Source organism: Gillisia sp. JM1 (assembly GCF_000424645.1).
In the GTDB taxonomy this organism is placed as follows: Bacteria; Bacteroidota; Bacteroidia; order Flavobacteriales; family Flavobacteriaceae; genus Gillisia.
On record NZ_KE384219.1, the window covers coordinates 15,570 to 39,970 of the forward strand.

A 24,401-nucleotide genomic window follows, 5' to 3' on the forward strand; every position below is an offset into this window, starting at 1 on the left:
TTCTCATATTAACCTATTGTGCACCCCCTTTTGCACCTAAAGTGCACCCCGTAGTTAAATTTTATAAACAAGATGCACTTTGTGCACCTTGTTGACTTTTTTCTCTTATCTTTATATAAAAGATCTAGATATGAAAATAAATCTTAGAAAAAAGAAATTGACAACTGGGAAGTACAGTCTATATATAGATTATTACAAAGGAAAAATTACCGATGAGAGCGGAAAATCTAAAAATAATAGGGAGTTCGAGTATTTAAGAGAATACCTGTACATTTCACCTAAAACACCTTCGGAAAAAAGAGAAAATGAAGAAACTCTTTTGAGAGCTGAACAGATTTTGTCAATAAGAAGAGCAGAGTACGCTCAAGGAAAGTATGGCATTAAGGACAGGTCTAAAAATAAATTATTGTTCCTTACATATTATGATAAAATAAAAGAAGAACGATATGAGAGTAAAGGAAATTATGACAACTGGGATGCGGCTCAAAATCATATTGAAGACTACTGCAAAAAGAAACAAATAACTTTTGAAGATATAGATGAAGAGTTTGTATTGGGGTTTAAAAAATTTCTGAACAAGAATTCAAGGACTAAATCAAATACTCTACTATCTCAGAATTCCAAATATACTTACTACAATAAATTTAAAGCTGCCCTAAGACAAGCTTTTGAAGATGGCTATACCAGCAGAAATTTTGCAACCTGTGTCAAAGGATTTGCGCAAGGTGAAACAACAAGAGAACATCTAACACAGGAGGAATTACAGGCGATGGCCAAAGCCAAATGTAAGCATGCTATACTTAAATCTGCCTTTATGTTTAGTTGCCTTACAGGACTTAGATGGAGCGACATTAATAAACTTACTTGGTCTGAGGTACGCGATGAAGAAGATGAAACCAGACTAGTGTTTAAGCAGAAAAAAACAGCCGGGCAAGAATATCAGTACATTTCAAATCAAGCAAGGAAACTAATAGGTAAAAGAACAAGCGAAAGTGATCGTGTATTTCAAGGTTTAAAATATGGAGCTCATTTTAATGCAGAGATCCTTAGATGGTGCATGCGTGCTGGAATCACAAAGCACATAACATTTCATAGTGCCAGACATACTCATGCCGTACTTCTACTTGAAAATGGAGCGGACATTTATACGGTTTCAAAAGTTTTAGGACATAAAGAAATACGAACCACTCAGGTTTACGCTAAGTTAGTAGATAAGAAAAAGAAAGAAGCTGCCTATTTAATACCGGAGCTTCAAATGGATTATGAGTTTTGATATTTTCCAATATCTGGCCAGGCTTGCATTCCTTTATCTAGGAGTTAGAATGATTCTTCATTATAATTTTATGTTCATTCATTTCATGGTCAATTCTCCTACCGGATGGAATAACAAAATTGAAAAGCCTCGTTTATTGATATACCTTTTTTGTGGAGGCTTTATGTTTTTAATGTATTCGTTTGAGAGTCCAGAAACAGATCTCCATTTTTCACTATCTCTAATCCGCATCACCACTTTCATTCTTGCATTTACACTTGTGCATTACTCCTGGACATCTAAATTCAAGAATCATTTTAGTCCTCCAAAAAATAATAAGAAAAAGCCATCAGTAAATAATTTTAACATCAATAGCGTCCTAAACGCTTAAAAAAGAGAAAGGAAATTTTGTTCCACAAAGTTATCTTTATGGTGCAACACAAAAAACCTTTCTCTGATGATAAATATAACCCTGTTTTCTCAAATTATCTCAAAATTAGACACATCAAAATTCAAGAAATTAGTAAAATCACATCAAAGTGATAAGCATCAAAAAGGATTCGATAGTTGGTCCCACTTAGTTTCAATGCTATTCTGTCAATTTGCCAAGAGCCAATCTGTACGCGATATCAGCAATGGACTTCGCTCTGCCACAGGCAACCTGAACCATTTAGGGATGCTGAAAGCACCCTCGAAATCTACAGTCAGCTATCAAAATAAAAACCGTAGCTGGGAGCTTTTTAGGGATTATTATTACGTGTTGTTGGAGAGTCTGGGACAGCAAGCGCAAATGAAGCGAACCAAGTTCAAAATAAAGTCAAAAATATTCTTATTGGATGCTACCACCATAAGTCTTTGTCTAAGCCTTTTTGATTGGGCAAAATACAAGACTAAAAAGGGAGCGGTAAAAATGCACACCCTTCTTGATTATGATGGTCATCTACCTGCCTATGTAAATATTACAGATGGCAAGACAGCGGATAACAAAGGGGCTTACGATGTTCCGCTTTTAAAAGGAAGTGTTATTGTTGCCGATAGATTTTACAATGATTTTGCCTTGCTGAATGTTTGGGACAGCAACGGGGTTTATTTTGTGGTCAGGCATAAGGACAACATAAAGTTCAAAACCATCAAAGAGCTGGAATTGCCAGAGAACAAACACCAGCATTTTCTAAAAGATGAGATCATTGAACTGACAGGCGCCAAAACAAAAGGGAAATATCCTAAAAGATTGCGCAGGGTTGCCCTATGGGACGAGGAAAACCAACAGACCATTGAGGTCATTACCAATCAAACGTCTTGGACAGCAAACACCATAACCGAACTCTACAAGGCCAGATGGGAAGTGGAAATCTTTTTTAGGGACATAAAACAACAACTGCACATAAAGTCCTTCATTGGAACTAGCCAAAATGCGGTCATGATACAGATTTGGACTGCGCTGATTACCATTCTAATCCTGAAAGCACTTAAAACACAGGCAAAACACCCTTGGTACTTATCAAATTTGGTAGCCTTTATTAGACTTAACCTTTTTGTGAAAGTGGATTTATACCAATGGCTCGATAATCCTTTTGCGAAGGAACAACCGCCTCCAAATAAATGCATACAAGGGGTTCTTTTTTGAAAATCTATAAAAACAGCGGTGAAGACCAGTAAAATGATTAATTTTTAGGTGGTTAAAATTTATTTAGGACAGGATTGAATTAGAATCTATTGTCCCCGCTAATAATATCACCAATTCCCCCTAAAATACTGCCTTCTCCTTTATCTTTTCCTCCACTTTGAGGTGCGGCTTGAAGCACTCTGTTCGCCAACCTGCTAAAAGGTAAAGATTGTACATAGACTACTCCAGGTCCTGTTAGTGTGGCAAAAAACAAGCCTTCCCCTCCAAAAATGGTGTTTTTAATACCACCTATAAATTCGATATCGTAATTTACATCTTTTGTGAACCCAATGATACAACCAGTATCTACACATAATTTTTCACCAACACCTAATTCTTTACGAGCCATAGTTCCACCGGCATGCACAAAGGCCATTCCATCGCCTTCTACTTTTTGCATGATGAAACCTTCTCCACCAAAGAAACCTCTCCCCAGTTTTCTACTAAATTCGATTCCTATAGACACTCCTTTGGCAGCACATAAGAAAGCATCTTTTTGACAAATGAATTTTCCTCCGTATTTATTAAGATCTAAAGGGAGTATTTTTCCAGGATAAGGTGATGCAAAACTCACCTTTTTCTTGCCTGAGACTTCGTTGGAAAAAATAGTCATAAACAAACTCTCTCCAGTAAGTAGCCTCTTTCCAGCACCAAGTACTTTCCCAAGAAACCCTTCATTTTGTTTGGATCCATGTCCAAAAATAGTGTTCATTTTAATTCCACTATCCATCATCATAAAGTTACCTGCTTCTGCAATAACTGCTTCATTAGGATCTAACTCCAATTCTACATATTGCATCTCTTCGCCAAATATCTTATAATCTATTTCGTCTGCATTCATAATAACTTGTTTATAGAAATAAGTAAGTATAATTTCAAAAATGTTACAATCCTATAATAGAATTTCCTATTTTTTAATCTTTAATCGAACCGTCCATTCAAATTCAAAAGTGGATATTTCCACTCCATCTTCATTTAAACCTATAGATTTCATCCAGAAAGTTTGCCCTTCTCCCGTTTTGATAGTTTCCTGAATTGCTTCAGAAATTAAATGACCATCCTTACAAGTAAATTCTAGTTTACCGGTGGCTTTTTTAGTGAAATGTGCCTTATTTTGAGCAACCAACATAGAGATTTTTTTTCCACTATCCTTAATCTGTCCAATAACCATAGCTCCTGTACTGAGCTCTGCAGCCATTGCCTGTACTGCAAAATACATAGAGTTGAAAGGGTTTTGATTGATCCATTTATGCCTAACTTTCACAGTGCAACTTTCTTCATTTATCTCTTTAACTCTTACTCCACAAAGCCATGCGCTTGGCAATTTCAGAATTAAAAATTTGTTAAGTTTTCCGGGTGTTATTTTCATTATTGGGATTAATTTTTTCTAAAAGTATTTAAAATATATTGAACAGCGAAATGTTAAACTTTTCTTAAATTAAATAACATACAGTACTTTGCTTTGCATAATACTATTTTAAAGATATATATTTGTATAAGAAAATCAATCAACTATGGAAACTACATCATCACAACCGGATAAAACAATAGCTGCTTTTATCCATCTATCTACATTTAGCAAGTATCTATTTCCCTTTGGAAATTTTATTTTTCCTTTAATTTTTTGGACAGCCAAGCAGAAAGATCCTTTCGTGGATCATCATGGGAAACAAGCCTTGAATTTTCAAATAAGTATCTTCCTATATTTTATACTATTAGTATGTATAGGTGTTGCAGGTGTTATTTTTTGGGGAGTTCATTTTAATTTAAATGACCCATTTATTATATCTGAAAACTATATAAGTACAGGGCATCCAAATAATTTAATATCGTTGTTCGTATTCGGAGCAATTCTAGGACTCCTATTTATTGGATTATTCGTTCTTGATATTGTAGCTGTAATTCTTGCTACCATCAAAGCAAGTGAAGGGCAGTTATATAATTATCCTTTGACCATCAATTTCATCAGTCCAACTCAGGTTGTAAAAAATCAATCAAAAAATGAACAGTTTAACAACATTCAAAATCAAACGCTATGAAGATTGAAAACACAAAAGCACAAATGCGTAAAGGAGTGCTGGAGTATTGTATTCTATCGGTGCTGCGAGATAACGATGCCTATGTGGCAGAAATCTTAGACACTCTTAAAGACGCAAAATTATTAGTGGTGGAGGGAACAATTTATCCTTTGCTTACCAGACTTAAAAACGCTGGATTATTAAGCTATCGCTGGGAAGAATCTACCAGTGGCCCGCCAAGAAAATATTATGGCTTAACAGATACTGGCCAATTATTTTTAACAGAACTCACCCATACTTGGGATGAACTACAAACCGCTGTAAAAGTTGTAACCACTCAAAAAAACAAGAATCATGAATAAGACAGTAAATATAAACCTCGCTGGCATTTTCTTTCATATTGATGAAGATGCATACGCTAAACTTCAACATTATCTAGAGGCAATTAAAAGCTCGCTTACCAACACTCAAGGCAAGGAAGAGATCATTGCTGATATAGAAGCTCGTATTGCTGAACTTTTTAATGAGAAGATAAAAGATAAAAAGCAGGTAATAGGAAATACCGAAGTGGAAGCAGTAATCGCTAAAATGGGACAACCAGAAGATTATATGTTAGACGACGAGATCTTTGAAGATGAACCATCTTACGCTAAAACCACTCATACTTCTGGAAAACAACTTTTTAGAGATACCGAAAACTCTTATGTAGGAGGAGTATCTTCAGGATTGGGTCATTATCTAGGAATACAAGCCATTTGGGTACGTTTATTATGGGTTATTTTAACCGTCGCATCTAGTGGCGCATTTGTCCTTATCTATATAGCACTATGGATCTTTGTTCCTGAAGCTAAAACCACGGCAGATAAACTTTCTATGCGGGGAGAAGAGGTTAATATCTCCAATATAGAGCGTAAGATCAAAGAAGGTTTTGATGATGTTGCCGGAAAAGTTAGAAATGCAGATTATGATAAATATGGTAGACAAGTAAAATCTGGTGCCAGTTCTGCTGCTACAGGGATTAGCGCTGCAATTTTAGCAATACTTAACATCTTCGTGAAATTTATAGGTTTACTAATCCTATTAATTGCAGGATCTACTCTTATAGCTTTATTTATAGGTCTATTCACTGTAGGAACCTTTGGTATTGTAGAAGCACCTTGGACAGATTATATTGAAATGGCTGCTATTGGAGCACCAATTTGGGCGATCTCTCTACTTACATTTTTTGCTGTAGGAATTCCGTTTTTCTTCCTTTTCATTTTAGGATTGAAAATAATGGTAAGAAAACTGAAATCTATTGGCACACTTGCCAAAATGGTTTTATTGGGCCTATGGTTATTGTCTGTAATTGGTTTAGTATTCTTAGGAGTAAAACAAGCTACCTTAAGAGCATTTGATGGAGAAATTGTAATCACTGAAAAATTATCAATCACACCTCAAGACACACTGTATTTAGCTATGAGATCTAATCCAGATTATTCTTCTAACACCTGGAGAAAAGATGTAGAGATCATGTATGACGACAATGATAATAAGATCATGTACATAACAGATATAAATGTGGTGGTAAAATCTACAAAAGATTCTATCGGAAAAATCGAAATTATTAAAACAGCAGATGGTAGTGATTATAAAGACGCTAAAAACAGGGCGAAAAACATAAGCTACAACACCAGTTTTGCTGGAAATAAACTTTACCTAGATTCTTACCTTACCTCTAATTTGAATGAATACTATAGAGATCAGGAAGTTAAAGTAACTGTATATGTCCCCGAAGGAAGTGTATTATTTGTAGATGATAATGTTAGTGATTATTACAGATATTCAGATTACGCCGGTGGAATTTTAAAGTACGACCAAGATGAGCATTTCGTGAAAGTAATTGAGAATGAGACCATTTGCGAAACCTGTCCCGTAGAAAGTATAGATTCCAATGATAACTCTTGGAACAATGATGACAACTGGGAAGAATCAGATTCGTTTGATGACGATGATGAAATTAATGTTCGTATAAATTCTGATGGTGTACAGATCAATAACAAGAAAAAAGATAACTGGGAAGAATCAAGCAGGTTTAATGACGATGATAATGTGAAAGTTAGAATTAGCTCTGATGGTGTTCAAATAAATAAAAACAATGATGAGAAGATCAAGATTGATGAAAACGGAATAGAAATTAAAAAGAACTAGTCATGATAGCATTAATTAAACTTATAATCGTATTGGTTTTATCCATTTTCTCTGGAGAAACAACTGAAGAAAAAATAACTGAAAATAGTCAGTATTTAGAGCTATACCAACAGCAAAAAATAGACATGCTCACCAGATCTTCAAAAGCCTGTTTAGCAAGCTAAATAAAGCCCCCAAAATACGGGGGCTTTTTCTATATTAATATGAGCCTCAATTTTTTAAAAGTTGCTCTTTCTAAAAAAAGTTGATTTTAAACTGACATCTTGAGAAAAGTAGTAAGTTTATCTACACTAATCCCTTAATAATAAAAGAATGAAAAATGTTTTAAGAAATGGCTTGATTTTCACTATGCTTTCTTTAGCAGTAGTGTCCTGTAGAGATACAGATGATAAAACAGATGATTTGGATGATGAAAGTGCAATTCGTAAAGAAATGAACTTAGATGCAGATGATAAAGTGAAAGTAAATAATGAAGGTGATAAAGTAAAAATTAAAACTGACGATAAAAAAATTAAAATTGAAGTGAACGAAGACGGTTCAGTAGAAAAGAAAATTAAAATAGATAATTAATTCTATCTGTTTTGAAAAATAAAAAAGCCTCTGCAATTGCAGAGGCTTTTTTATTTCAAAATGTAATCCTTTACAGATTACAAATCAGCTTCTACTTTATTCTCCTTTAATTCTTCCACAGAGCTTAAATAACGTTCTGCATCTAAGGCAGCCATACAACCTGTACCAGCCGCAGTAACAGCTTGTCTATATTCTTTATCCTGTACATCTCCTGAGGCAAACACTCCTGGTAGATTCGTTTTGGTAGATTTTCCTTTAGTAATTAAATAGCCCATATCATCCATTTCCAACTGCCCTTTAAAAATATCGGTATTTGGTTTATGGCCAATAGCAATAAATAATCCGGTAATAGCAATTTCTTCCTTCTCACCAGTAACATTATTTACCATTCTTAAACCTTCTACTACTTGTTCTCCTAAAACTTCATCAATTACGGTGTTGTATCTAAGATCTATATTCTTGGTATTAGTAACTCTATGTTGCATAGCTTTTGAAGCTTTCATCTGATCCTTTCTCACCAACATTGTTACCTTCTTACAAATATTAGCAAGGTATGTTGCCTCTTCTGCAGCGGTATCTCCCCCACCAACTATAGCAACATCCTGATTTTTGTAGAAAAACCCATCACAAACTGCACAGGCAGAAACTCCACCTCCACGCAAGCGTTGCTCACTAGGTAATCCTAAATATTTTGCAGTAGCACCTGTCGAAATAATAACTGACTCGGCCTCTACCCAAGTAGAATTATCTATACAAGCCTTATGAATACCACCCGGCTCTTCATTAAACTGAACTTCTGTAACCATCCCAAGTCTTACTTGAGTACCAAAACGCTCTGCTTGCTTTTGCATATCTACCATCATAGCTGGCCCATCAATTCCTTCAGGATATCCTGGGAAATTATCAACCTCAGTGGTGGTGGTTAATTGGCCACCTGGCTCCATTCCGGTATACATAATTGGATGCATATCTGCACGGGCTGCATATATGGCTGCTGTATAACCAGCAGGGCCCGAACCTATAATCAAACATTTTATTCTTTCTACAGTATCTGACATTTCAATATTTATTTATTCCTGTAAAAGTAGGGAGTTTAGTCAAAAACTTACAGGTTTTCTCATTAAGATTTACTATTTGTTTATAATTCTATTGAATAGCAATGTTTGACAAAGGCAATTTTAATAAATCCTATTAGTATATACTATTTTAAGAATTAACTTTGTCGCCAATGATAGACTTTTCACTTTTCAGCACTTTCGATCTTTTAGGTACCGTGGCATTTGCTATTTCTGGAGCACTGGCTGCTATGTCCAGAAAACTTGATCTATTTGGAATCTTTATAATTGCCTTTGTTACTGCTACCGGAGGAGGAACAGTTAGAGATATTCTAATTGGCAATAATCCTGTAATGTGGATGGAAAACACATTTTATATCTACCTAATTAGTATCATAACCTTTTTGGCTATCATATTTAGGCATAAGATCAATCATTTAAAAACCTCTCTTTTTCTGTTTGACACTATTGGGTTAGGGGTTTTCACCATTACAGGAGTAGAAGCAGGAATAGAAAACGGACTAAGCCCTATAATTTCTATTGCTCTAGGTGCCATTACTGGAACTTTTGGAGGTGTAATTCGCGATATTCTTTGTAATGAGATACCAGTGATCTTTAGAAAAGAAATATACGCTACCGCTTGTATTATTGGAGCTCTTGCCTATGTTATCCTGTATGATCTTAATGTAGATAATGATGTAATTTACGTAGTCACTTCCCTAATAGTAATAAGTATTCGACTAGTAGTGGTGAAATTTAAAATCGCACTTCCATCCTTTTACATAGATCCTCCAGATGAGAAGGCATCTTAATTTTAGTGCGGTAATTTATCCTTAATCAAGCCGTAGATAAAAGTTCCTAAAATAGCTCCTAAGAGTACAACTATTATTGATACATATCCAGCACCAATTAAAGTGTAAATTGGACCAGGACAAGATCCAGCTAATGCCCAACCAAGACCAAAAATAGTACCTCCAACTAAATATCTTGTAATCCCTTTATCCTTTGGAACAAATTTTATTGGCTCCCCATAAAAAGATTTAAGATTATTTCTCTTAATCAATTGCACTCCAATAACTCCTAGAACCAATGCAGATCCAATAATTCCGTACATATGAAAGGATTGAAATTGAAACATTTCATAGATCCTGAACCATGATGCTGCTTCAGATTTGTACATTACAATTCCGAAGAACATTCCTATAAATAAATAACTAAGTATTTTTTTCATTTCTAAAATATTAAGGGGAATAAAACATGAACCATAAATAATCCTCCAATAAAGAATCCTATTACGGCAATAAGTGATGGTAGCTGTAAATTACTTAATCCAGAAATTGCATGACCAGAAGTACATCCTCCTGCATATCTAGCACCAAATCCAATAAGTAGTCCACCAACTAAAAGTAGAGATAAAGACTTCACACTTGTTAAGGCGTCTAAACTAAAAAGTTCATCTGGTAAATATGCAGAACCTGCACTATTGAATCCTAATTCTTTTAGGGTTGAAATAGTGTCCGGGTTTATTGCAACTGCTAAATCATTAGATAAATAATGTGCTCCTATAAAACCTCCAAGGGCGGCACCCACAACTACTGCCAAATTCCATCTCTGAGATTTCCAATCGAAATTGAAAAAATCGGCAGTTTTGTCTGCTCCACACATCGTACAAAAAGTTCGAAGGTTAGAGGACATTCCAAATTGCTTCCCAATAAAAATCAAGAGAAACATTATTATAGCTATAAGTGGTCCGGCTACATACCAAGGCCAAGGTTCAAAGATCCATTCCATAATTTAAAATTTTATTGAGTGCAAAGAACACATTTTTTAGATGGGTTTACAGTAACAAATGTTACAGTCGGAAAGAATAGGGAAAACTTAAAAATAAAAGCCGGAACAAAAAGAATGATCCGGCTCATAATCTTGTAAATGATATTATAAAGGAATATTCCCGTGTTTACGATCTATTTTATGAACACTCTTATTCTCTAACATACTAAAAGCTTTCAGCAATTTCTTTCTGGTATCTCTCGGCATGATCACCTCATCTATAAATCCACGTTTAGCAGCTTCAAACGGATTAGCAAATTTCTCTGCATATTCTGCTTCTTTTTCAGAAAGGATCAACTCTGGATCCTCAGATTCCTGGATCTCTTTTCTGAAGATGATCTCACTGGCTCCCTTTGCTCCCATCACTGCAATTTCTGCAGTTGGCCATGCAAAGTTTAGATCGGCTCCAATATGTTTAGAATTCATCACATCATAAGCACCTCCATAGGCTTTTCTCGTAATAACTGTAACTCTAGGCACCGTTGCTTCACTTAATGCATATAAAAGCTTTGCACCATGCAAAATGATACCATTCCATTCCTGATCTGTACCAGGCAAGAATCCCGGAACATCTACCAAAACTAAAAGTGGGATGTTGAAACAATCACAGAATCTTGTAAATCTGGCTGCTTTTTTAGATGAATCTACATCCAGAACACCAGCCAAGCTCATTGGTTGATTTGCAACAATTCCAATACTTCTTCCACCTAATCTGGCAAATCCAACTATAATATTATTTGCATAATCTTTATGAATCTCAAAGAAAGAGTCTTCATCTATAATTCCCTCTATCACCTCATGCATATCATAAGGTTTATTGGCGCTCTCTGGAATCATATCATCCAAAACTTCTCTTATTTCATCTGTCAATTCATAAGGCAACTTAGTAGCGGTCTCCTTATTGTTCTGAGGTAAATAACTCAATAGATGCTTGATATCTTCCAAACATGCGATATCATTATTAGAAGTTAAATGAGTTACTCCAGACTTGGTGGAATGCGTACTTGCTCCCCCCAATTCTTCTGAAGTCACCTCTTCATTGGTCACTGTTTTTACTACGTTAGGGCCAGTAACAAACATATAACTACTTCCTTCTACCATTATAGTAAAATCTGTCATAGCAGGAGAATACACTGCACCACCAGCACAAGGTCCCATAATAGCCGAGATCTGTGGAATAACTCCGGAGGCTTGAACATTTCGGTAGAAAATATCTGCATAGCCACCTAAAGATCTTACCCCTTCCTGAATTCTAGCTCCACCAGAATCATTCAATCCAATAATTGGAGCTCCCACTTTCATAGCATGATCCATAACCTTGCATATCTTTTCGGCATGTGTTTCAGAAAGAGCGCCACCAAAAACGGTGAAATCCTGAGCAAAAACATATACCAATCTTCCATTTACGGTACCATATCCGGTTACAACACCATCTCCATAAAATTGCTGTTTCTCCATTCCAAAATCTGTGGCACGGTGAGTTACCAAGATCCCGATCTCTTCAAAAGATCCTTCATCTAAAAAGTAATTCACACGCTCCCGAGCGGTCAACTTCTTTTTTTCGTGTTGCTTGGCTATGCGTTTTTCACCTCCACCCAAATGAGCTTCAGCAATCTTATTATTTAAAATTTCTATATTCTTGCTCATAATTTTATTATGATTTTAATACTTTTTCAACTAGTTATTTTAAAGTTTTTCGTCATGCTGTCCCGAAGCATCGGGACAGGGTGACTAGACGATTACCTAATATATTGCATAAAACAGCGACACATCTCCCTTTAATTTAAATGTAAATTAATTGTGAGGTAATCTTGTTAATTGCTGATCTTTTAAATATTGTTTAATTGCAATAATCCCAGCTAATTCTGACTCCTCTTCAATCTTGGAAGCTAGCTTTTCTGCAGAATAATAATTCTTCACAAAATGAGTATCAAAATTCCCGCTGCGGAAGGCTTCATGTTCACACACAAATTTCCCAAAAGGAAGCGTCGTCTTTACCCCTGCAACTTCATAAGAATCTATTGCGGAAATCATCAATTGGATTGCTTCTTCCCTGGTCTTTCCATAAGTGATCAATTTTGACAACATAGGATCATAATAAATAGGCACTTCCATTCCCTCTTCAAAACCATCATCCAGTCTAATCCCTTCACCACTTGGAGTTCTATAGCGTTCTAATGTTCCAACACTAGGCATAAAATCTTCCATAGGATCTTCTGCATACACACGTAATTCTAAAGCGTGTCCCTTTATTTTAAGATCTTCCTGACCAAAAGCCAATTTCTCGCCTCTTGCAACTTTAATTTGTTGCTCCACCAGATCTATACCTGTTATAAATTCTGTCACTGGATGTTCTACTTGTAAACGGGTATTCATTTCTAGGAAATAGAATTTTTTTTGTTCGTCCATTAAAAATTCTACTGTACCAACCCCAACATAATCACAAGCTTTTGCCACTTTAATTGCTGCCGCTCCCATTTCTTTTCGAAGTTTTTCATCTAGAACTACAGAAGGTGCTTCTTCTACCACTTTTTGGTGACGTCTTTGAATGCTACATTCACGTTCAAAAAGGTGAACAAAATTACCATGAGTATCTGCTAATACCTGAATTTCTATATGTCTTGGAGAACCCACATATTTTTCAATGAAGACCGAACCATCACCAAAAGCAGACTCTGCTTCGCTGATTGCACGTTTCATTTGATCTCCTAATTCCGATTCCTTTTCTACAATTCTCATTCCTTTACCTCCACCCCCGGCAGAAGCTTTTATAAGAATTGGAAATCCTATTTCTTTGGCAATTCGTTTTGCCTTCTCCACATCTGTAATAGCCTCATCTATTCCAGGTACCATTGGAATGTCATAAGCTTTTACCGCATCCTTCGCGGCAAGCTTACTTCCCATTATTCGAATTGCTTTAGAACCGGGCCCAATAAATATAATCCCGTTCTTTTCTGCTTCCTCTGCAAAATCTGCATTCTCACTTAAAAATCCATATCCTGGATGAATAGCATCTACATTATGCGCCTTTGCAACCTCAATAATCTTGCTCCCTAATAAATAAGATTGGTTAGATGGTGCTTCTCCAATACAAACCGCCTCATCTGCAAATTTTACATGTGGTGCATTTCTATCTGCTTTAGAGAAAATAGCTACTGTTTTAATGCCCATTTTTCTCGCGGTCTTCATTACTCGTAATGCAATCTCCCCACGATTGGCAACTAATATTTTTTTCATTTAAATCTAGAATTGTAATCTATTATAACTTGAAATCTTCGGAAGAAAAACCGAAGGACTTGTTCTATTCCATTTCAATAAGAAGCTGATTCTTATCTACCGTTTGGCCTTTTTTAACTGAAATAGCCTTCACTACTCCGTTTCTTGGAGCAGTAAGTGTGTTTTCCATTTTCATAGCTTCTAAAACAACTAAATAGTCGCCTTCCTTAACACTTGCTCCTTGCTCCACCAAAACATCCAGGATCAATCCTGGCATTGGAGCCTTAATATCGTTCACTATTTTAGAGGAAACTATAGTTAATCCCATCTCTTCAATTAAAAGATCCAGCTCATTAGAGATCTGCACTTCATAAATATTTGCATTGATCTTTATAGAATAAGTTTTCTTAAGAAAATCTGATTTTATTATTTCAGTCTTAAATGAAGAACTATCCTTTAAAACATGAATTTTAGAAGGTGAAACTTCCTGAGTATCGAGTGAATTAATATCCTTTTCGGTGAATTGATGCTCATAAGAGTCGTTCACCTTTACTTTATATTTTTTATCCATTATTCATAGTTTGAATGCCAATTTTCATTGAAAGTTGTAAATATAGAAAAATGTCCAAGCAAAATTTAATTATTCCGCATTGAAGTTGCTAGGTATAAAAAACAAAAAGACCTTTAAAGTAATTAAACTTTAAAGGCTTTTAAACTTCTAGTTAGGGTAGAAAACGATTAGAAAAGATCATCTCTCTTCCATTTATTATTTAGCTAAATTCGCTTATAGCATCGCTTAGATCATAGACCTTGGTATTCTTAAACTTGTTTTCAAGAATACTACTTCCCGCTGCAGAACGATATCCTCCTGCACAGTGAACCACTATTGGCTTGTCTGTTGGGATTTCATTTAAATTATCTCTCAATTCATTTAAAGGTGAACCAATCGCCTGCTCGAAGATCTTACCTTCAGCAATTTCTCCTTCATTTCTAATATCTACAATGGTGTACTTATCTTGATTATTCTTGAAATCTTTTAGATCCAATTCATCAGAAGAATTTGAAACCTCATTAGATAAGGTAACAAAAGCCATTAATTGCTTTTCGTATCCAATCTTTACAACTCTGCTTAAAGTCTCATCTATTTCATCTACACTGTCTACAACAATATAGAAAGCTTCATTTGGCTCGATGATAGCTCCCAACCAGGTCTCAAATTTTTGAGTTGGAGTGCTTGCCATGATATTGATACTATTAAAAAGATGCGCCTTTTTGAATTTTTCCTGATCTCTTATATCGACTTTAACGATACTGGAATCTAATTCAGTCACGTTCAATCTAAGATCTATTCCTTTAGCTCTATTAATATTTTCTGCTCCTTTTTTATTGATATCTACATTAAAACCAAAGTAAGATGGAATAAAGGGTTGATCTTTTAATATTTCAGCAAGAAATTCCTTTTCCGTTTGCTTTTGAAAAGCCCAGTTTCCTCTTCGTTCGTTCCCTAAGGTACTGGAAGGATCGCTACTCATATTCTTTCCGCATAGAGATCCTGCACCGTGAGCCGGGTATACAATAGCATCATCTGGAAGATCATTGAATTTGTTTTGGATAGAATGATACATATCCTTAGCTAGTTCTACTCTTTTTGCTGTCATGTTCCCAACATTTTCTCGTAGATCTGGTCTCCCAACATCCCCAATAAACAAGGTGTCACCTGTAAATAAAATGGTTTCTTTTCCTTCTTCAGCAACTATAGTAATACTATCTGGTGAATGACCAGGTGTATTTATGGCTTTAAAAGTAACATCGCCCATTTTTAAGGAATCCCCATTATCAAATGCTTTGTGCTTATAATCTGCTCCCAATAATTTACTCACATAAATATCGGCTCCAGTTTCTTCACTGATCTGTAAATGACTACTTACAAAATCTGCATGAGGATGCGATTCAAAAACCGCAACGATCTCTGCATTTTCTTGTTCAGCATATTTGTAGTAAGGCATAGGGTCTCTACTAGGATCTACTAAAGCCATTTTACCGTTACTTACAATTGCGTAGGAATAATGTGCCAACGGGGCATCGTTAAATTGTTTTACTTTCATCTTCTACGTATTTGTTATTTAATTTTTTGTGTTGATTTACTTCTATTTATAAACGGGAACAAAACTTGGCTCCCAAAGTCTTCAGGGAAATCTTCATCTCCCTCAAAACCTATTTCTATATTTTTTCCATTCTTCGGAACATATGCCGAACCAAACAAATAATCCCAAATGCTTAAGGACAAACCGAAATTCATTCCATAGGGATGTGCTTCTGGTAATTCTTTTGAATGATGCCAAATATGCATTTTAGGATTGTTAAATATGTAGCCTAAAATTCCATAATTCCATCCCACATTTGCATGATTTAAATGTCCTATAAAAACAGAAAACATATAGATCACGAAGAATTCTTGTATCCCGAAACCAATCATGGCAAGCGGTATATATTGCACCGATTTATAAATGATGGTTTCCATAAAGTGAAATCTGAATTGAGCGGCAAAACCCATTTCCTTTACACTGTGATGTATTTTATGGAATTCCCATAACTGCGGAATTCTATGCAATTGTCTATGTACATTCCACTGGATAAAATCGGCTATTACAAACATGATAAGCAGCTGACTCCAAACAGGTAAACCCTGAATGTTAATGGCTACCATATTCTCTATCCCGAATAAACCTAAAAAGTCATTGAATAGCTCTACTCCTACATTGGATATTGCATTGTACCCAATTAAAGAGAAAAGAAAGAAATTAAAAACTATATAAAAGGAATCTAACCAAAAGCCTTTTCTAAATGCACCTTGATTCTTTCTCCATGGTATAAGGACTTCTAAAGTCCATACCAGTAAAGACAATCCAATTAGCCAATAGAAATAATTGGTCCACGAGGGATTTGTTATTTCTTGCACCAGATAATTAAAATATCCTGAGAACGATTCTTGTATTATTTTTAAATACTTCTCCAACTTATTTTAAATTTACTAGGCAAAAATAAACATTTGCATGCGTTAAGGAAGTAACATATGTTACACTTCCTATTTTCAATTTTGGTAAGGAGTTTATAATGTTGGGAGGTTTTCTTTTTAGGTAATTATTTTCTAAAGTTTATTCGTAAAATTGAGATACCTCATCAAGTTCCTTTCGCTCGATATCTGGAACATACGCGGGATCTTTTGCATAACCTACCGGCAATAATAAATAAGCCCGCTCATTCGATGGGCGCTCCAATACTTTATTAAGGAAATTCATAGGACTTGGAGTATGCGTTAAGGTAACCAAACCTGCATTATGGATTGCAGTTATTAGCATTCCGCATGCAATTCCAACAGACTCATTCACATAATAATTATTATGTTTTGCACCAGTCTCATCCAATTGATAAACCTTTTTAAAAACTACAATTAACCAAGGAGCTTCTTCTAAAAATGGCTTTTCCATGGTAGTTCCCAAGGGAGCAAGGTCTCTAAGCCAACTTTCACTCATTCGGCCAGAATAATTTTCCTGCTCTTCTACTTCTGCAGCCTCTCTTATCTTAGATTTTAATTCTGAATTTGAAATGGCGCAAAAGGTCCATGGTTGTTTATGAGCTCCTGATGGTGCTGTAGAAGCCGATTTGATTATGTTTTCTATAGCTTTTTTTGAAACTTCTCGATCAGAAAAATCTCGTACAGAACGTCGTTTATCCAGATGTTCAAAAAATTGATTTGAAGTCTTCAAAAGTTCTTCTTTAGATAATGAGCCAGATTCAAATAATGTGTGCTTATACCCGTTGATCACTATCTTTTTTTCTGCTGCTATACTCATCTTCATGATTTATAAATCAGTTTGTAACAATTGTAACATATAAATCTATGCATGTATTATATATTTGTTGATTGAATGAGGTACAAAAATTACATAGGTTTTATATTACTTATCGTTTTTATAGGAAAACTAGTTTCTATAGATGCTAAATTTATAGAATTTACTACAGAAACTGATTTTGTTTCTCACATAAATCCGCATTGTAAAAAAATTAATCTGCAATCTACCAATGCTACTGCACAATATTCTTTACTGAAGTCAGATATAAATGATACTTTTCAGTATGTATGTGCCACCCCTTACAATTTGGAATTATCCAATTGGGATAATTTATTACAGCCAAAATATCTACAAAAAATAGACTACAGAATTTCTACAATTCCGTCGGACTATTTTAATAATCGCTATCCTCCCCCTAAAGTTTAAATCAGTTTTTACATACATTTTTTCATCATTAAAAGTGAATTCACTTTTAATGATCTTAACTAATACATTATAAAATGAAAACTGATATTTTGGTTAGCAAACGCTCTTTAGTATTATTTAGAGTTATGTTAAGCGGTATTTTTTTAGTAGCAAGTTTTAGCCACTTATTAAACTTAGAAAAAACACTACTACGTATAGAACAAGCAAGATTTAAAGGAATCGCTCATTTTTTTGGAGAGCCCAAATTAATGGTCATTAGCTCTGGAATTGTCATGCTTATTGCAGGCATTAGCTTATTAATGGGATACAAAACAAAATGGGCAGCAATCTTACTTTGTGCAGTATTAATTCCTATTACATTAACAATTCAAGTAGGACAAATCACTACTCTAGGCCCTTTGTTTAAGAACATAGCCATTTTAGGAGGACTTCTATTCTTTATTTTAAACGATTTTAATAACAATAAAAAAAATAACTTATGAAAACTATTTTAACTAGTGCACTAATTTTATTAATTGGAATTACATCCTTAAATGCACAAACTATAAAAAATAAACAACACGATAGCTCAAAGAATAACTACGTGGTATTAACCAAAAAAGTTGCCCAATTAAAACCAATATTTTTGGCTGCGGAAGCATTAGCAAATGAAGACGGAAATAATTATGGGGATTTCCAGGTAATTATTTGCGGAAAAACAGTGGAAGATCTCGCAAACAAAGAATTGATGCACGATTTTTTACATCAAGCAAAAAAGCAGCATATAAGCATTGTGGCTTGCGGTTTTTCTCTTAAAAAATTCAAGGTTTCAAAAGAGGATTTATCTGAACAAATTGAAGTTGTAGATAATGGAATTCTTTACGATTTTCAGCTTCAGAAGAAAGGCTACCACAACATAGCATTATAGTAACTATTATAAAATAACTCCCTCATTTTAATAAAAATTGAGGGAGTTTAATACTCAAAATTATAATATAGTAATATGGGAATCTATAGGTTGAAACTTCTACAATAATTCAAAAAAAAATGTAAATGAAAAAAGCCCCAGATCATCGAGGCTTTAGATTTTGACTTGTAAAATAACTTGTATTATATCCTACTGTTTAAATTTTCTGAAATTTACAAAAAGTGAAATTCTGCATACTTCCAGAAGGAGTGGGATGATCTATGTTTTTACCTTCAATAAATTTAAAGCTATCTGGAATAGCAGTTTTTAGTTCTTCTATAGAATATTGTTTGATCTCAATACCGCTGCATTTTGTTGGTCCATTCTCAGAAAAAGTTCCAAGTATCAAATAGCCTTTTGGTGTTATCGCAGATTCCATAGTATCCAAATATTTCTGAATATCTTCTGATGAGGTCAAAAAATGAAATGCAGCGCGATCATGCCAAATATCGTAAGAAATGCTTGGTTTAAAAGCGGTGATATCTGAAACTATCCAAGTAACTTCATCAGCATTTTCACCCAATCTTTTTTTTGCTCTTTCTATAGCATTTCCTGAAATATCCAATACACTTAGGTTAGTATATCCAAGGCTGATTAAATTATCTGCTAAAAAACTATCTCCTCCACCAATATCTATAATCTGAGCATCTTTAGATACTTCAGCAGAGTTAATGAAATTTAAAGAAGTTTCAGGAACCGGCTGATACCAACTAACTTCGTTTAATTTTTTGGTGTCATAAATAGTTTCCCAATGTTTCTTTTTAGACTCAACGTGATCCATATTTATAATTTATTTTGATGCATTCTTCCAACCAGAATATCCTCCTTTTAGATCGTAGATCTTAGTGAAGCCTACTGCAGCTAGCTTTTTTGAAGCCTTTCCGCTTCTATTACCACTTTGGCAATACACATAGATAGGTTCATCTTTATCATACTCTGAAAAACAGGTGATGAACTGCGGATCGAAAAAATCTATATTTTCTGCATTCTTAATATTCCCTGCATTAAATTCATTTGCGGTTCTAACATCAACCAAAGCAACTTTTCCTTCAGAAATTCTCTCCTTGAATTCTGTTGCATCTAAAACAGTGATCTCTTTTATGCTTTGAGCATTTAAACCAAATATTGAAGCGAAGAATCCCATAATAACAATTAATTTTAATTTTGACATATCTTAAATTTTTAAGCGCTTATTTCTTTCCAAATAATATAGATTCCCATTACTAAAACGAACCATCCAAAGGCTTTCTTCAGCTTTTTACCATCTATAAATTTATTCAAATACATTCCAATAAATATCCCTACAATAGACAAGCCAGTAAATATAAGTAAGAACACCCAGTCTATATCCATATTCTGAATATCCCCAATAAATCCTATTAAAGATTTTATAGCAATGATCAATAAAGATGTTGCCACCGCCCTTTTCATAGGGAGTTTGGCTAATAGCACTAAAGCAGGAATAATTAAGAATCCTCCTCCGGCACCTACTATTCCAGTAAGCAACCCAACACCTATTCCTTCTAAAATTATTAATGGATAGTTGTAAACTGTTTTTTCTTCAACATCACTTTCAACCTTATTATTCAAGATCATGGAAATAGAAGACACCACCATGATAATGGCAAAAAAGAGCATAATACCAATGTTCTTGGTTACTTCAAACCCCGCAACAGAAAATAGAGTGTCTGGAATTGCTGGAACTAGATACATTCTAGTAGCGTATACCGCAATAAAAGCAGGTACTGCAAATACAAATGCGGTTCTTAGATCTACCTGTTTCTTCCTTATATTTTTGACTGCTCCAACCAGAGAGGTAGCACCTACAACAAAAAGTGAGTATGCAGTAGCAGTCACTGGATTTACTGCTAACAAATAAACCAAAATTGGAACTGTGAGGATAGAGCCGCCGCCGCCGATTAAACCTAATACAAGTCCTATTATTAAAGCGCCAACGTAACCTAAGATTTCGATAATACCCATTATTGTTTTTTAGAATACGGCAAATGTATTGCACTTACTTTCCCTATACAGTAACATTGGTTACACATTGAATTCATTTTAAAGGTCTATTACCTCAATACTATTTCTGTTAAGTGCAATGGTCCCTTTTAACTCTAATTTCTTCAGTAATCTAGAAATTACAACTCTTGATGTGTGTAAATCATATGCTATTTGCTGATGCGTTGTTTGCACCAATTCATTCTGATTGATCTTGGCTTTATCTCTAAGATATTTCAATAAACGCTCATCCATATTCAAAAATGCAATGGTATCTATAGTGTCCAGCATTTCTGAAAGTCTGGAATGATAACTTTCAAAAACAAAATCCCTCCAGCTTTTATACTTAGAGATCCATTCCTCCATTTTTTCAATGGGAATCATGATCAACTTAGTTGGCATTTCAGCTACAGCACGGATCTCACTTTTGGCATGTCCCAGGCAACATGAAAGAGTCATGGCACAAGTATCTCCACGTTCCAGAAAGTAAAGCAGCAATTCATCTCCATCTTGATCTTCTCGCAATATTTTAATGGCTCCACTTAATAATAAAGGCATAGAGCTAACGCTATCCCCTATTTCTATTATCATTTCATTTTCTTTAAACTCTTTAAGAATTCCTACTTCTGAAATTTCTTCTAATAGTTCCTCTTCAAATACAAACGAATATGCATCAAACACCTCTTGTAACATGTAGTATATTTCTAAAGCTTAAAAATAATATTAATTAATTGATATTTCCAGCATTATACAAAGTGAGTAATTTTATAATAACCAACGAGCAATTTTTTAAACTAAAACAAAAAAAGGTGATGTTTTACCATCACCTTTTCACTTCAGTATTATTTAAGAAAATTAATTCTTCATTAACATTATAGATTTCACGTTTACAAATTCGAATAATCCAAAACCACCATGTTCTCTTCCATATCCAGAATCTTTAACTCCTCCAAAAGGCATATTGGGTATGGCTAATCCAAAGCAATTTATAAATACCATTCCAGTATCAAAGTACTTACTAGCTAACTCAATCGCTTTATCTTCATTTTTAGAGAAGATACCACCACCAAGTCCAAATCTACTGTCGTTAGCAAGTCTCATGGCATCTTCATCATCCTTGGCATGGATTAATGATGCCACAGGTCCAAACAGCTCATCACTGTAGGCTGGTTGCCCCGGTTTTACATTTCCTAAAACAGTTGCTGGATAATAATATCCCTTCCCTTCAGGAATTTTTCCTCCACATAAGATCTCTGCTCCATTTTTCACACTTTCAGTTACCTGTTCATGTAAATCTTCTCGAAGATCTTTTCTTGCCATTGGCCCAATATCACTACCTTCTTTTGTTGGATCACCGTGTTTAATAGCACTCATCTTAGAAACAAAGCCTTTTTTAAACTCCTCATAAACTGCGTCTACCACGATAAAACGTTTTGCAGCTATGCAGGTCTCTCCATTATTATAAAGGCGACCTTTCACGCACATTTCTATTGCTAAATCAACATCTGCATCTTCCAGCACCATATAGGCATCATTAGCCCCTAATTCCAAGACAGACTTCTTTAAATTTTTCCCTGCCAATTCACCAATTACTTTTCCAGCTGTTGGACTTCCAGTTAAGGTAACTCCGCGGACAAGATCATTTTCGATTATTTTATTTGAAGTGTCATGAGAGATTCTTAGAACTGTAAACAGATGTTCTGGTAATCCGGCATCTAGAAATGCCTTTTCAATTAAAAGCCCGGATCCAGTAACATTAGCGGCATGTTTTAATAACACTCCATTCCCAGCCATTAAACTAGCAATAGCATATCTTATTACTTGGTAAGTTGGATAGTTCCATGGTTGGATTCCGTATACCACTCCTATTGGAGAATAGGTTACATGTCCTTTTCCACCATCTGGAAGCTCTCTTTCTTCAGATTTTAAACTTTCTGGAGCGTTAGCTGCGGTCCAATCACAAATACCAACACAAAGATCAACCTCATCACCACCTTGTGTTTCTAATTTCCCCATTTCCTGAGTCATTAGCTTAGCCAATTCATCTTTATATTTCCCAAGACTCTTACCAATTGCTTTAATTACCTTTGCTCTTTCCTCAGGAGATTTTAGTCTCCATTTTAAAAAGGCTTCATGACACTTTTTAACAGCATCTTCAGCCTCTTTTGTACTCATTAATTTATAGGAATTTATTTTTTCACCAGTAGCAGGGTTAATTGTTACTATTTCATCTTTATTTTTCTCTTTTTCTGAAGACATATCGTTTTATTTTAAGTTTGCAATCTTTTTACTTAAAAGTAAAATAAAGCGACTGTAATGGCTCTTAAATGGACGTTAAAGCTTTATTTAAGAGCAATTTTTAATAGCTATTTAACAATTGACCAAGATTTTTTATGAAGTTTAACTAGGTCTGGTTTGGGGATTTTAATTCATAAATAAAGCTGAAGAGCTCAAAAATAAAAAAAGCAACACTTTCGTGTCGCTTTTTGTTGTGGTCGGGACGACAGGATTTAAAGAATCCTAAAAACCCTTGTTGCAAATAGAAAATGAACGCTTGCGGCGTCCTCTTTTTATTTCCATCCACTTACAAAAGCTTAGCTTTTGACGCAGTTGGAAACAAAAATGGTCCAGTCAAGACTGAATCATCTTCAACTTAGTCGGGACGACAGGATTTGAACCTGCGACCACACGGCCCCCAGCCGTGCATGCTACCGGACTGCACCACGTCCCGAATTTATTTGATTCAAATTTAATATTAATTCTCAAACATCAATAAGGTAAACAAAAACATAGCAGCTTATTTGAAGCTTTACAATCTCTCAGCTTTATATTTAGGAAGTGTTTGAAAACCTTTTCTATCCATATTACCCCATCCAGATTTAACTCCTAAGATCTTTTTATAATAGCCTTGGATTTGCCCTAAAACTAAGATTGGATGATATATAAAAGGTTCTAAGTAAGCCGCAAGCAAAAGCTCCACTACTTCCTTACCCGTAGTATAATGTTTAAAATTCTTAACGTATATAAAAATAGAAATAGTAGAAAATATACAACCTAAAAGATATACACATACAAAAAAGAGTATTGCAATATTCCAATTGATAAGACCCAGTATTGTAAATACAATTAAACTTAATAATCCAAAAAATTCTACAATAGGTGCACCTAATTCAAAGAACATCCAATATGGATAATAGAATAAACCCATATCTCTATACTTTCTGTTAAAGAACAGATCCTTATGCAATCTCATAGTTTCCCAAAGTCCACGAGCCCATCTATCCCTTTGCTTGATCAAGATATCAATATAATTTTCTGCTCATGTCAACTGTTTACGTAGGAATGGGTTGTAATAGTTTAGCATTCATGATGATTTA

General features: G+C 34.7%; 28 protein-coding genes and 1 tRNA gene. 11 read left to right on the forward strand and 18 right to left on the reverse strand.

Annotated features, from left to right (window positions below):
• Positions 1-130 precede the first annotated feature (130 nt).
• Both H033_RS0114360 and H033_RS0114370 read left to right on the forward strand, forming a co-directional pair.
• Positions 131-1,273, forward strand: a complete 1,143-nt coding sequence (locus H033_RS0114360; RefSeq protein ID WP_026838922.1) for a site-specific integrase — start codon at positions 131-133, stop codon at positions 1,271-1,273.
• Positions 1,274-1,706: 433 nt separating this feature from the next.
• Positions 1,707-2,879, forward strand: coding sequence for an IS4 family transposase (locus H033_RS0114370; protein ID WP_196809471.1), 1,173 nt, complete (start codon positions 1,707-1,709; stop codon positions 2,877-2,879).
• 79 nt (positions 2,880-2,958) lie between these two features.
• Here H033_RS0114370 and H033_RS0114375 read toward each other — a convergent pair whose 3' ends face one another.
• Positions 2,959-3,759: a TIGR00266 family protein gene (locus tag H033_RS0114375; protein ID WP_026838925.1), complete on the reverse strand. Its 801-nt coding sequence runs from the start codon at positions 3,757-3,759 to the stop codon at positions 2,959-2,961.
• Between the two features lie 66 nt (positions 3,760-3,825).
• Positions 3,826-4,287: a DUF4442 domain-containing protein gene (locus H033_RS0114380; protein ID WP_026838926.1), complete on the reverse strand. Its 462-nt coding sequence runs from the start codon at positions 4,285-4,287 to the stop codon at positions 3,826-3,828.
• 145 nt (positions 4,288-4,432) lie between these two features.
• Here H033_RS0114380 and H033_RS0114385 point away from each other — a divergent pair, with 145 nt between their 5' ends.
• The 5 genes from H033_RS0114385 (at position 4,433) to H033_RS0114405 (ending at position 7,696) form a co-directional block, all read left to right on the forward strand.
• Positions 4,433-4,957 carry a DUF4870 domain-containing protein gene (locus H033_RS0114385; protein ID WP_026838927.1) on the forward strand — a complete coding sequence of 175 codons (525 nt, stop codon included), beginning with the start codon at positions 4,433-4,435 and terminating at the stop codon, positions 4,955-4,957.
• Positions 4,954-5,298 (forward strand): PadR family transcriptional regulator, encoded by a 345-nt coding sequence (locus tag H033_RS0114390; RefSeq protein ID WP_026838928.1) that lies wholly within the window; start codon positions 4,954-4,956, stop codon positions 5,296-5,298. The genes H033_RS0114385 and H033_RS0114390 overlap by 4 nt, the downstream gene beginning before the upstream one ends.
• Positions 5,291-7,126 (forward strand): PspC domain-containing protein, encoded by a 1,836-nt coding sequence (locus tag H033_RS0114395; protein ID WP_026838929.1) that lies wholly within the window; start codon positions 5,291-5,293, stop codon positions 7,124-7,126. Before H033_RS0114390 ends, H033_RS0114395 begins: the two co-directional genes overlap by 8 nt.
• A 2-nt stretch (positions 7,127-7,128) precedes the next feature.
• Positions 7,129-7,290, forward strand: coding sequence for a hypothetical protein (locus tag H033_RS21665; protein WP_155827852.1), 162 nt, complete (start codon positions 7,129-7,131; stop codon positions 7,288-7,290).
• Positions 7,291-7,438: 148 nt separating this feature from the next.
• Positions 7,439-7,696, forward strand: a complete 258-nt coding sequence (locus H033_RS0114405; protein WP_026838930.1) for a hypothetical protein — start codon at positions 7,439-7,441, stop codon at positions 7,694-7,696.
• A 77-nt stretch (positions 7,697-7,773) separates the two neighbouring features.
• Here the strand turns inward: H033_RS0114405 and trxB are convergent, their stop codons facing one another.
• Positions 7,774-8,754, reverse strand: coding sequence for a thioredoxin-disulfide reductase (gene trxB / locus H033_RS0114410; RefSeq protein WP_026838931.1), 981 nt, complete (start codon positions 8,752-8,754; stop codon positions 7,774-7,776).
• 170 nt (positions 8,755-8,924) lie between these two features.
• Between trxB and H033_RS0114415 the strand changes: the two genes are divergently transcribed.
• On the forward strand, positions 8,925-9,563 hold the full coding sequence (locus H033_RS0114415; protein ID WP_034886417.1) for a trimeric intracellular cation channel family protein: 639 nt from the start codon (positions 8,925-8,927) through the stop codon (positions 9,561-9,563).
• Positions 9,564-9,565: 2 nt separating this feature from the next.
• Here the strand turns inward: H033_RS0114415 and H033_RS0114420 are convergent, their stop codons facing one another.
• From H033_RS0114420 to H033_RS0114455, 8 genes are all read right to left on the reverse strand, one after another.
• Positions 9,566-9,982, reverse strand: coding sequence for a DUF6691 family protein (locus H033_RS0114420; protein ID WP_026838933.1), 417 nt, complete (start codon positions 9,980-9,982; stop codon positions 9,566-9,568).
• 2 nt (positions 9,983-9,984) lie between these two features.
• The gene (locus H033_RS0114425; RefSeq protein WP_026838934.1) at positions 9,985-10,542 is read right to left on the reverse strand and encodes a YeeE/YedE family protein; all 558 of its coding nucleotides are present in this window, start codon (positions 10,540-10,542) and stop codon (positions 9,985-9,987) included.
• Positions 10,543-10,686: 144 nt separating this feature from the next.
• Positions 10,687-12,228 carry an acyl-CoA carboxylase subunit beta gene (locus H033_RS0114430; protein ID WP_026838935.1) on the reverse strand — a complete coding sequence of 514 codons (1,542 nt, stop codon included), beginning with the start codon at positions 12,226-12,228 and terminating at the stop codon, positions 10,687-10,689.
• A gap of 147 nt (positions 12,229-12,375) precedes the next feature.
• A complete protein-coding gene (gene accC / locus H033_RS0114435) occupies positions 12,376-13,818 on the reverse strand; it encodes an acetyl-CoA carboxylase biotin carboxylase subunit (RefSeq protein ID WP_026838936.1) in 1,443 nt (480 codons plus the stop codon).
• A gap of 64 nt (positions 13,819-13,882) precedes the next feature.
• A complete protein-coding gene (locus H033_RS0114440) occupies positions 13,883-14,368 on the reverse strand; it encodes an acetyl-CoA carboxylase biotin carboxyl carrier protein subunit (RefSeq protein ID WP_026838937.1) in 486 nt (161 codons plus the stop codon).
• Between the two features lie 199 nt (positions 14,369-14,567).
• Positions 14,568-15,902, reverse strand: a complete 1,335-nt coding sequence (locus H033_RS0114445; protein ID WP_026838938.1) for an MBL fold metallo-hydrolase — start codon at positions 15,900-15,902, stop codon at positions 14,568-14,570.
• Between the two features lie 14 nt (positions 15,903-15,916).
• A complete protein-coding gene (locus H033_RS0114450; protein WP_026838939.1) occupies positions 15,917-16,813 on the reverse strand; it encodes a sterol desaturase family protein in 897 nt (298 codons plus the stop codon).
• A 139-nt stretch (positions 16,814-16,952) separates the two neighbouring features.
• Positions 16,953-17,651, reverse strand: a complete 699-nt coding sequence (locus H033_RS0114455; RefSeq protein ID WP_034886457.1) for a nitroreductase family protein — start codon at positions 17,649-17,651, stop codon at positions 16,953-16,955.
• Positions 17,652-17,726: 75 nt separating this feature from the next.
• On the opposite strand from H033_RS0114455, the gene H033_RS0114460 reads away from it, so the two are divergent.
• The 3 genes from H033_RS0114460 (at position 17,727) to H033_RS0114470 (ending at position 18,984) form a co-directional block, all read left to right on the forward strand.
• Positions 17,727-18,077, forward strand: a complete 351-nt coding sequence (locus H033_RS0114460) for a hypothetical protein (protein WP_026838941.1) — start codon at positions 17,727-17,729, stop codon at positions 18,075-18,077.
• 74 nt (positions 18,078-18,151) lie between these two features.
• A complete protein-coding gene (locus H033_RS0114465) occupies positions 18,152-18,559 on the forward strand; it encodes a DoxX family protein (protein ID WP_034886418.1) in 408 nt (135 codons plus the stop codon).
• Entirely contained in the window at positions 18,556-18,984 is a 429-nt protein-coding gene (locus H033_RS0114470) for a sulfur reduction protein DsrE (protein WP_026838943.1), read from the forward strand. The genes H033_RS0114465 and H033_RS0114470 overlap by 4 nt, the downstream gene beginning before the upstream one ends.
• Positions 18,985-19,180: 196 nt before the next feature.
• Here H033_RS0114470 and H033_RS0114475 read toward each other — a convergent pair whose 3' ends face one another.
• The 7 genes from H033_RS0114475 to H033_RS20365 all read right to left on the reverse strand — a co-directional run bounded on the left by H033_RS0114475 (position 19,181) and on the right by H033_RS20365 (position 24,322).
• A complete protein-coding gene (locus tag H033_RS0114475) occupies positions 19,181-19,804 on the reverse strand; it encodes a class I SAM-dependent methyltransferase (protein ID WP_026838944.1) in 624 nt (207 codons plus the stop codon).
• 9 nt (positions 19,805-19,813) lie between these two features.
• Positions 19,814-20,194, reverse strand: coding sequence for a rhodanese-like domain-containing protein (locus H033_RS0114480; RefSeq protein ID WP_231367640.1), 381 nt, complete (start codon positions 20,192-20,194; stop codon positions 19,814-19,816).
• An 11-nt stretch (positions 20,195-20,205) separates the two neighbouring features.
• Positions 20,206-21,006 carry a sulfite exporter TauE/SafE family protein gene (locus H033_RS0114485; protein ID WP_026838946.1) on the reverse strand — a complete coding sequence of 267 codons (801 nt, stop codon included), beginning with the start codon at positions 21,004-21,006 and terminating at the stop codon, positions 20,206-20,208.
• A 78-nt stretch (positions 21,007-21,084) separates the two neighbouring features.
• Positions 21,085-21,717 carry a Crp/Fnr family transcriptional regulator gene (locus tag H033_RS0114490; protein WP_026838947.1) on the reverse strand — a complete coding sequence of 211 codons (633 nt, stop codon included), beginning with the start codon at positions 21,715-21,717 and terminating at the stop codon, positions 21,085-21,087.
• Between the two features lie 162 nt (positions 21,718-21,879).
• Positions 21,880-23,283 (reverse strand): NAD-dependent succinate-semialdehyde dehydrogenase, encoded by a 1,404-nt coding sequence (locus H033_RS0114495; RefSeq protein WP_026838948.1) that lies wholly within the window; start codon positions 23,281-23,283, stop codon positions 21,880-21,882.
• A gap of 398 nt (positions 23,284-23,681) precedes the next feature.
• A tRNA-Pro gene (locus H033_RS0114500) sits at positions 23,682-23,755 on the reverse strand.
• 78 nt (positions 23,756-23,833) lie between these two features.
• Complete coding sequence (locus tag H033_RS20365; protein WP_196809456.1) at positions 23,834-24,322, reverse strand: hypothetical protein; 489 nt, start codon at positions 24,320-24,322, stop codon at positions 23,834-23,836.
• Between the last annotated feature and the right edge of the window lie 79 nt (positions 24,323-24,401).

Excerpts from the sequence above, each read along its gene's own strand:
- H033_RS0114360 (WP_026838922.1), top strand. The coding sequence starts at position 131 with ATGAAAATAAATCTTAGAAAAAAGAAATTGACAACTGGGAAGTACAGT.
- H033_RS0114375 (WP_026838925.1), bottom strand. The coding sequence starts at position 3,759 with ATGAATGCAGACGAAATAGATTATAAGATATTTGGCGAAGAGATGCAA.
- H033_RS0114380 (WP_026838926.1), bottom strand. The coding sequence starts at position 4,287 with ATGAAAATAACACCCGGAAAACTTAACAAATTTTTAATTCTGAAATTG.
- H033_RS0114385 (WP_026838927.1), top strand. The coding sequence starts at position 4,433 with ATGGAAACTACATCATCACAACCGGATAAAACAATAGCTGCTTTTATC.
- H033_RS0114390 (WP_026838928.1), top strand. The coding sequence starts at position 4,954 with ATGAAGATTGAAAACACAAAAGCACAAATGCGTAAAGGAGTGCTGGAG.
- H033_RS0114395 (WP_026838929.1), top strand. The coding sequence starts at position 5,291 with ATGAATAAGACAGTAAATATAAACCTCGCTGGCATTTTCTTTCATATT.
- H033_RS21665 (WP_155827852.1), top strand. The coding sequence starts at position 7,129 with ATGATAGCATTAATTAAACTTATAATCGTATTGGTTTTATCCATTTTC.
- H033_RS0114405 (WP_026838930.1), top strand. The coding sequence starts at position 7,439 with ATGAAAAATGTTTTAAGAAATGGCTTGATTTTCACTATGCTTTCTTTA.
- trxB (WP_026838931.1), bottom strand. The coding sequence starts at position 8,754 with ATGTCAGATACTGTAGAAAGAATAAAATGTTTGATTATAGGTTCGGGC.
- H033_RS0114415 (WP_034886417.1), top strand. The coding sequence starts at position 8,925 with ATGATAGACTTTTCACTTTTCAGCACTTTCGATCTTTTAGGTACCGTG.
- H033_RS0114420 (WP_026838933.1), bottom strand. The coding sequence starts at position 9,982 with ATGAAAAAAATACTTAGTTATTTATTTATAGGAATGTTCTTCGGAATT.
- H033_RS0114425 (WP_026838934.1), bottom strand. The coding sequence starts at position 10,542 with ATGGAATGGATCTTTGAACCTTGGCCTTGGTATGTAGCCGGACCACTT.
- H033_RS0114430 (WP_026838935.1), bottom strand. The coding sequence starts at position 12,228 with ATGAGCAAGAATATAGAAATTTTAAATAATAAGATTGCTGAAGCTCAT.
- accC (WP_026838936.1), bottom strand. The coding sequence starts at position 13,818 with ATGAAAAAAATATTAGTTGCCAATCGTGGGGAGATTGCATTACGAGTA.
- H033_RS0114440 (WP_026838937.1), bottom strand. The coding sequence starts at position 14,368 with ATGGATAAAAAATATAAAGTAAAGGTGAACGACTCTTATGAGCATCAA.
- H033_RS0114445 (WP_026838938.1), bottom strand. The coding sequence starts at position 15,902 with ATGAAAGTAAAACAATTTAACGATGCCCCGTTGGCACATTATTCCTAC.
- H033_RS0114455 (WP_034886457.1), bottom strand. The coding sequence starts at position 17,651 with ATGAGTATAGCAGCAGAAAAAAAGATAGTGATCAACGGGTATAAGCAC.
- H033_RS0114460 (WP_026838941.1), top strand. The coding sequence starts at position 17,727 with ATGAGGTACAAAAATTACATAGGTTTTATATTACTTATCGTTTTTATA.
- H033_RS0114465 (WP_034886418.1), top strand. The coding sequence starts at position 18,152 with ATGAAAACTGATATTTTGGTTAGCAAACGCTCTTTAGTATTATTTAGA.
- H033_RS0114470 (WP_026838943.1), top strand. The coding sequence starts at position 18,556 with ATGAAAACTATTTTAACTAGTGCACTAATTTTATTAATTGGAATTACA.
- H033_RS0114475 (WP_026838944.1), bottom strand. The coding sequence starts at position 19,804 with ATGGATCACGTTGAGTCTAAAAAGAAACATTGGGAAACTATTTATGAC.
- H033_RS0114480 (WP_231367640.1), bottom strand. The coding sequence starts at position 20,194 with ATGTCAAAATTAAAATTAATTGTTATTATGGGATTCTTCGCTTCAATA.
- H033_RS0114485 (WP_026838946.1), bottom strand. The coding sequence starts at position 21,006 with ATGGGTATTATCGAAATCTTAGGTTACGTTGGCGCTTTAATAATAGGA.
- H033_RS0114490 (WP_026838947.1), bottom strand. The coding sequence starts at position 21,717 with ATGTTACAAGAGGTGTTTGATGCATATTCGTTTGTATTTGAAGAGGAA.
- H033_RS0114495 (WP_026838948.1), bottom strand. The coding sequence starts at position 23,283 with ATGTCTTCAGAAAAAGAGAAAAATAAAGATGAAATAGTAACAATTAAC.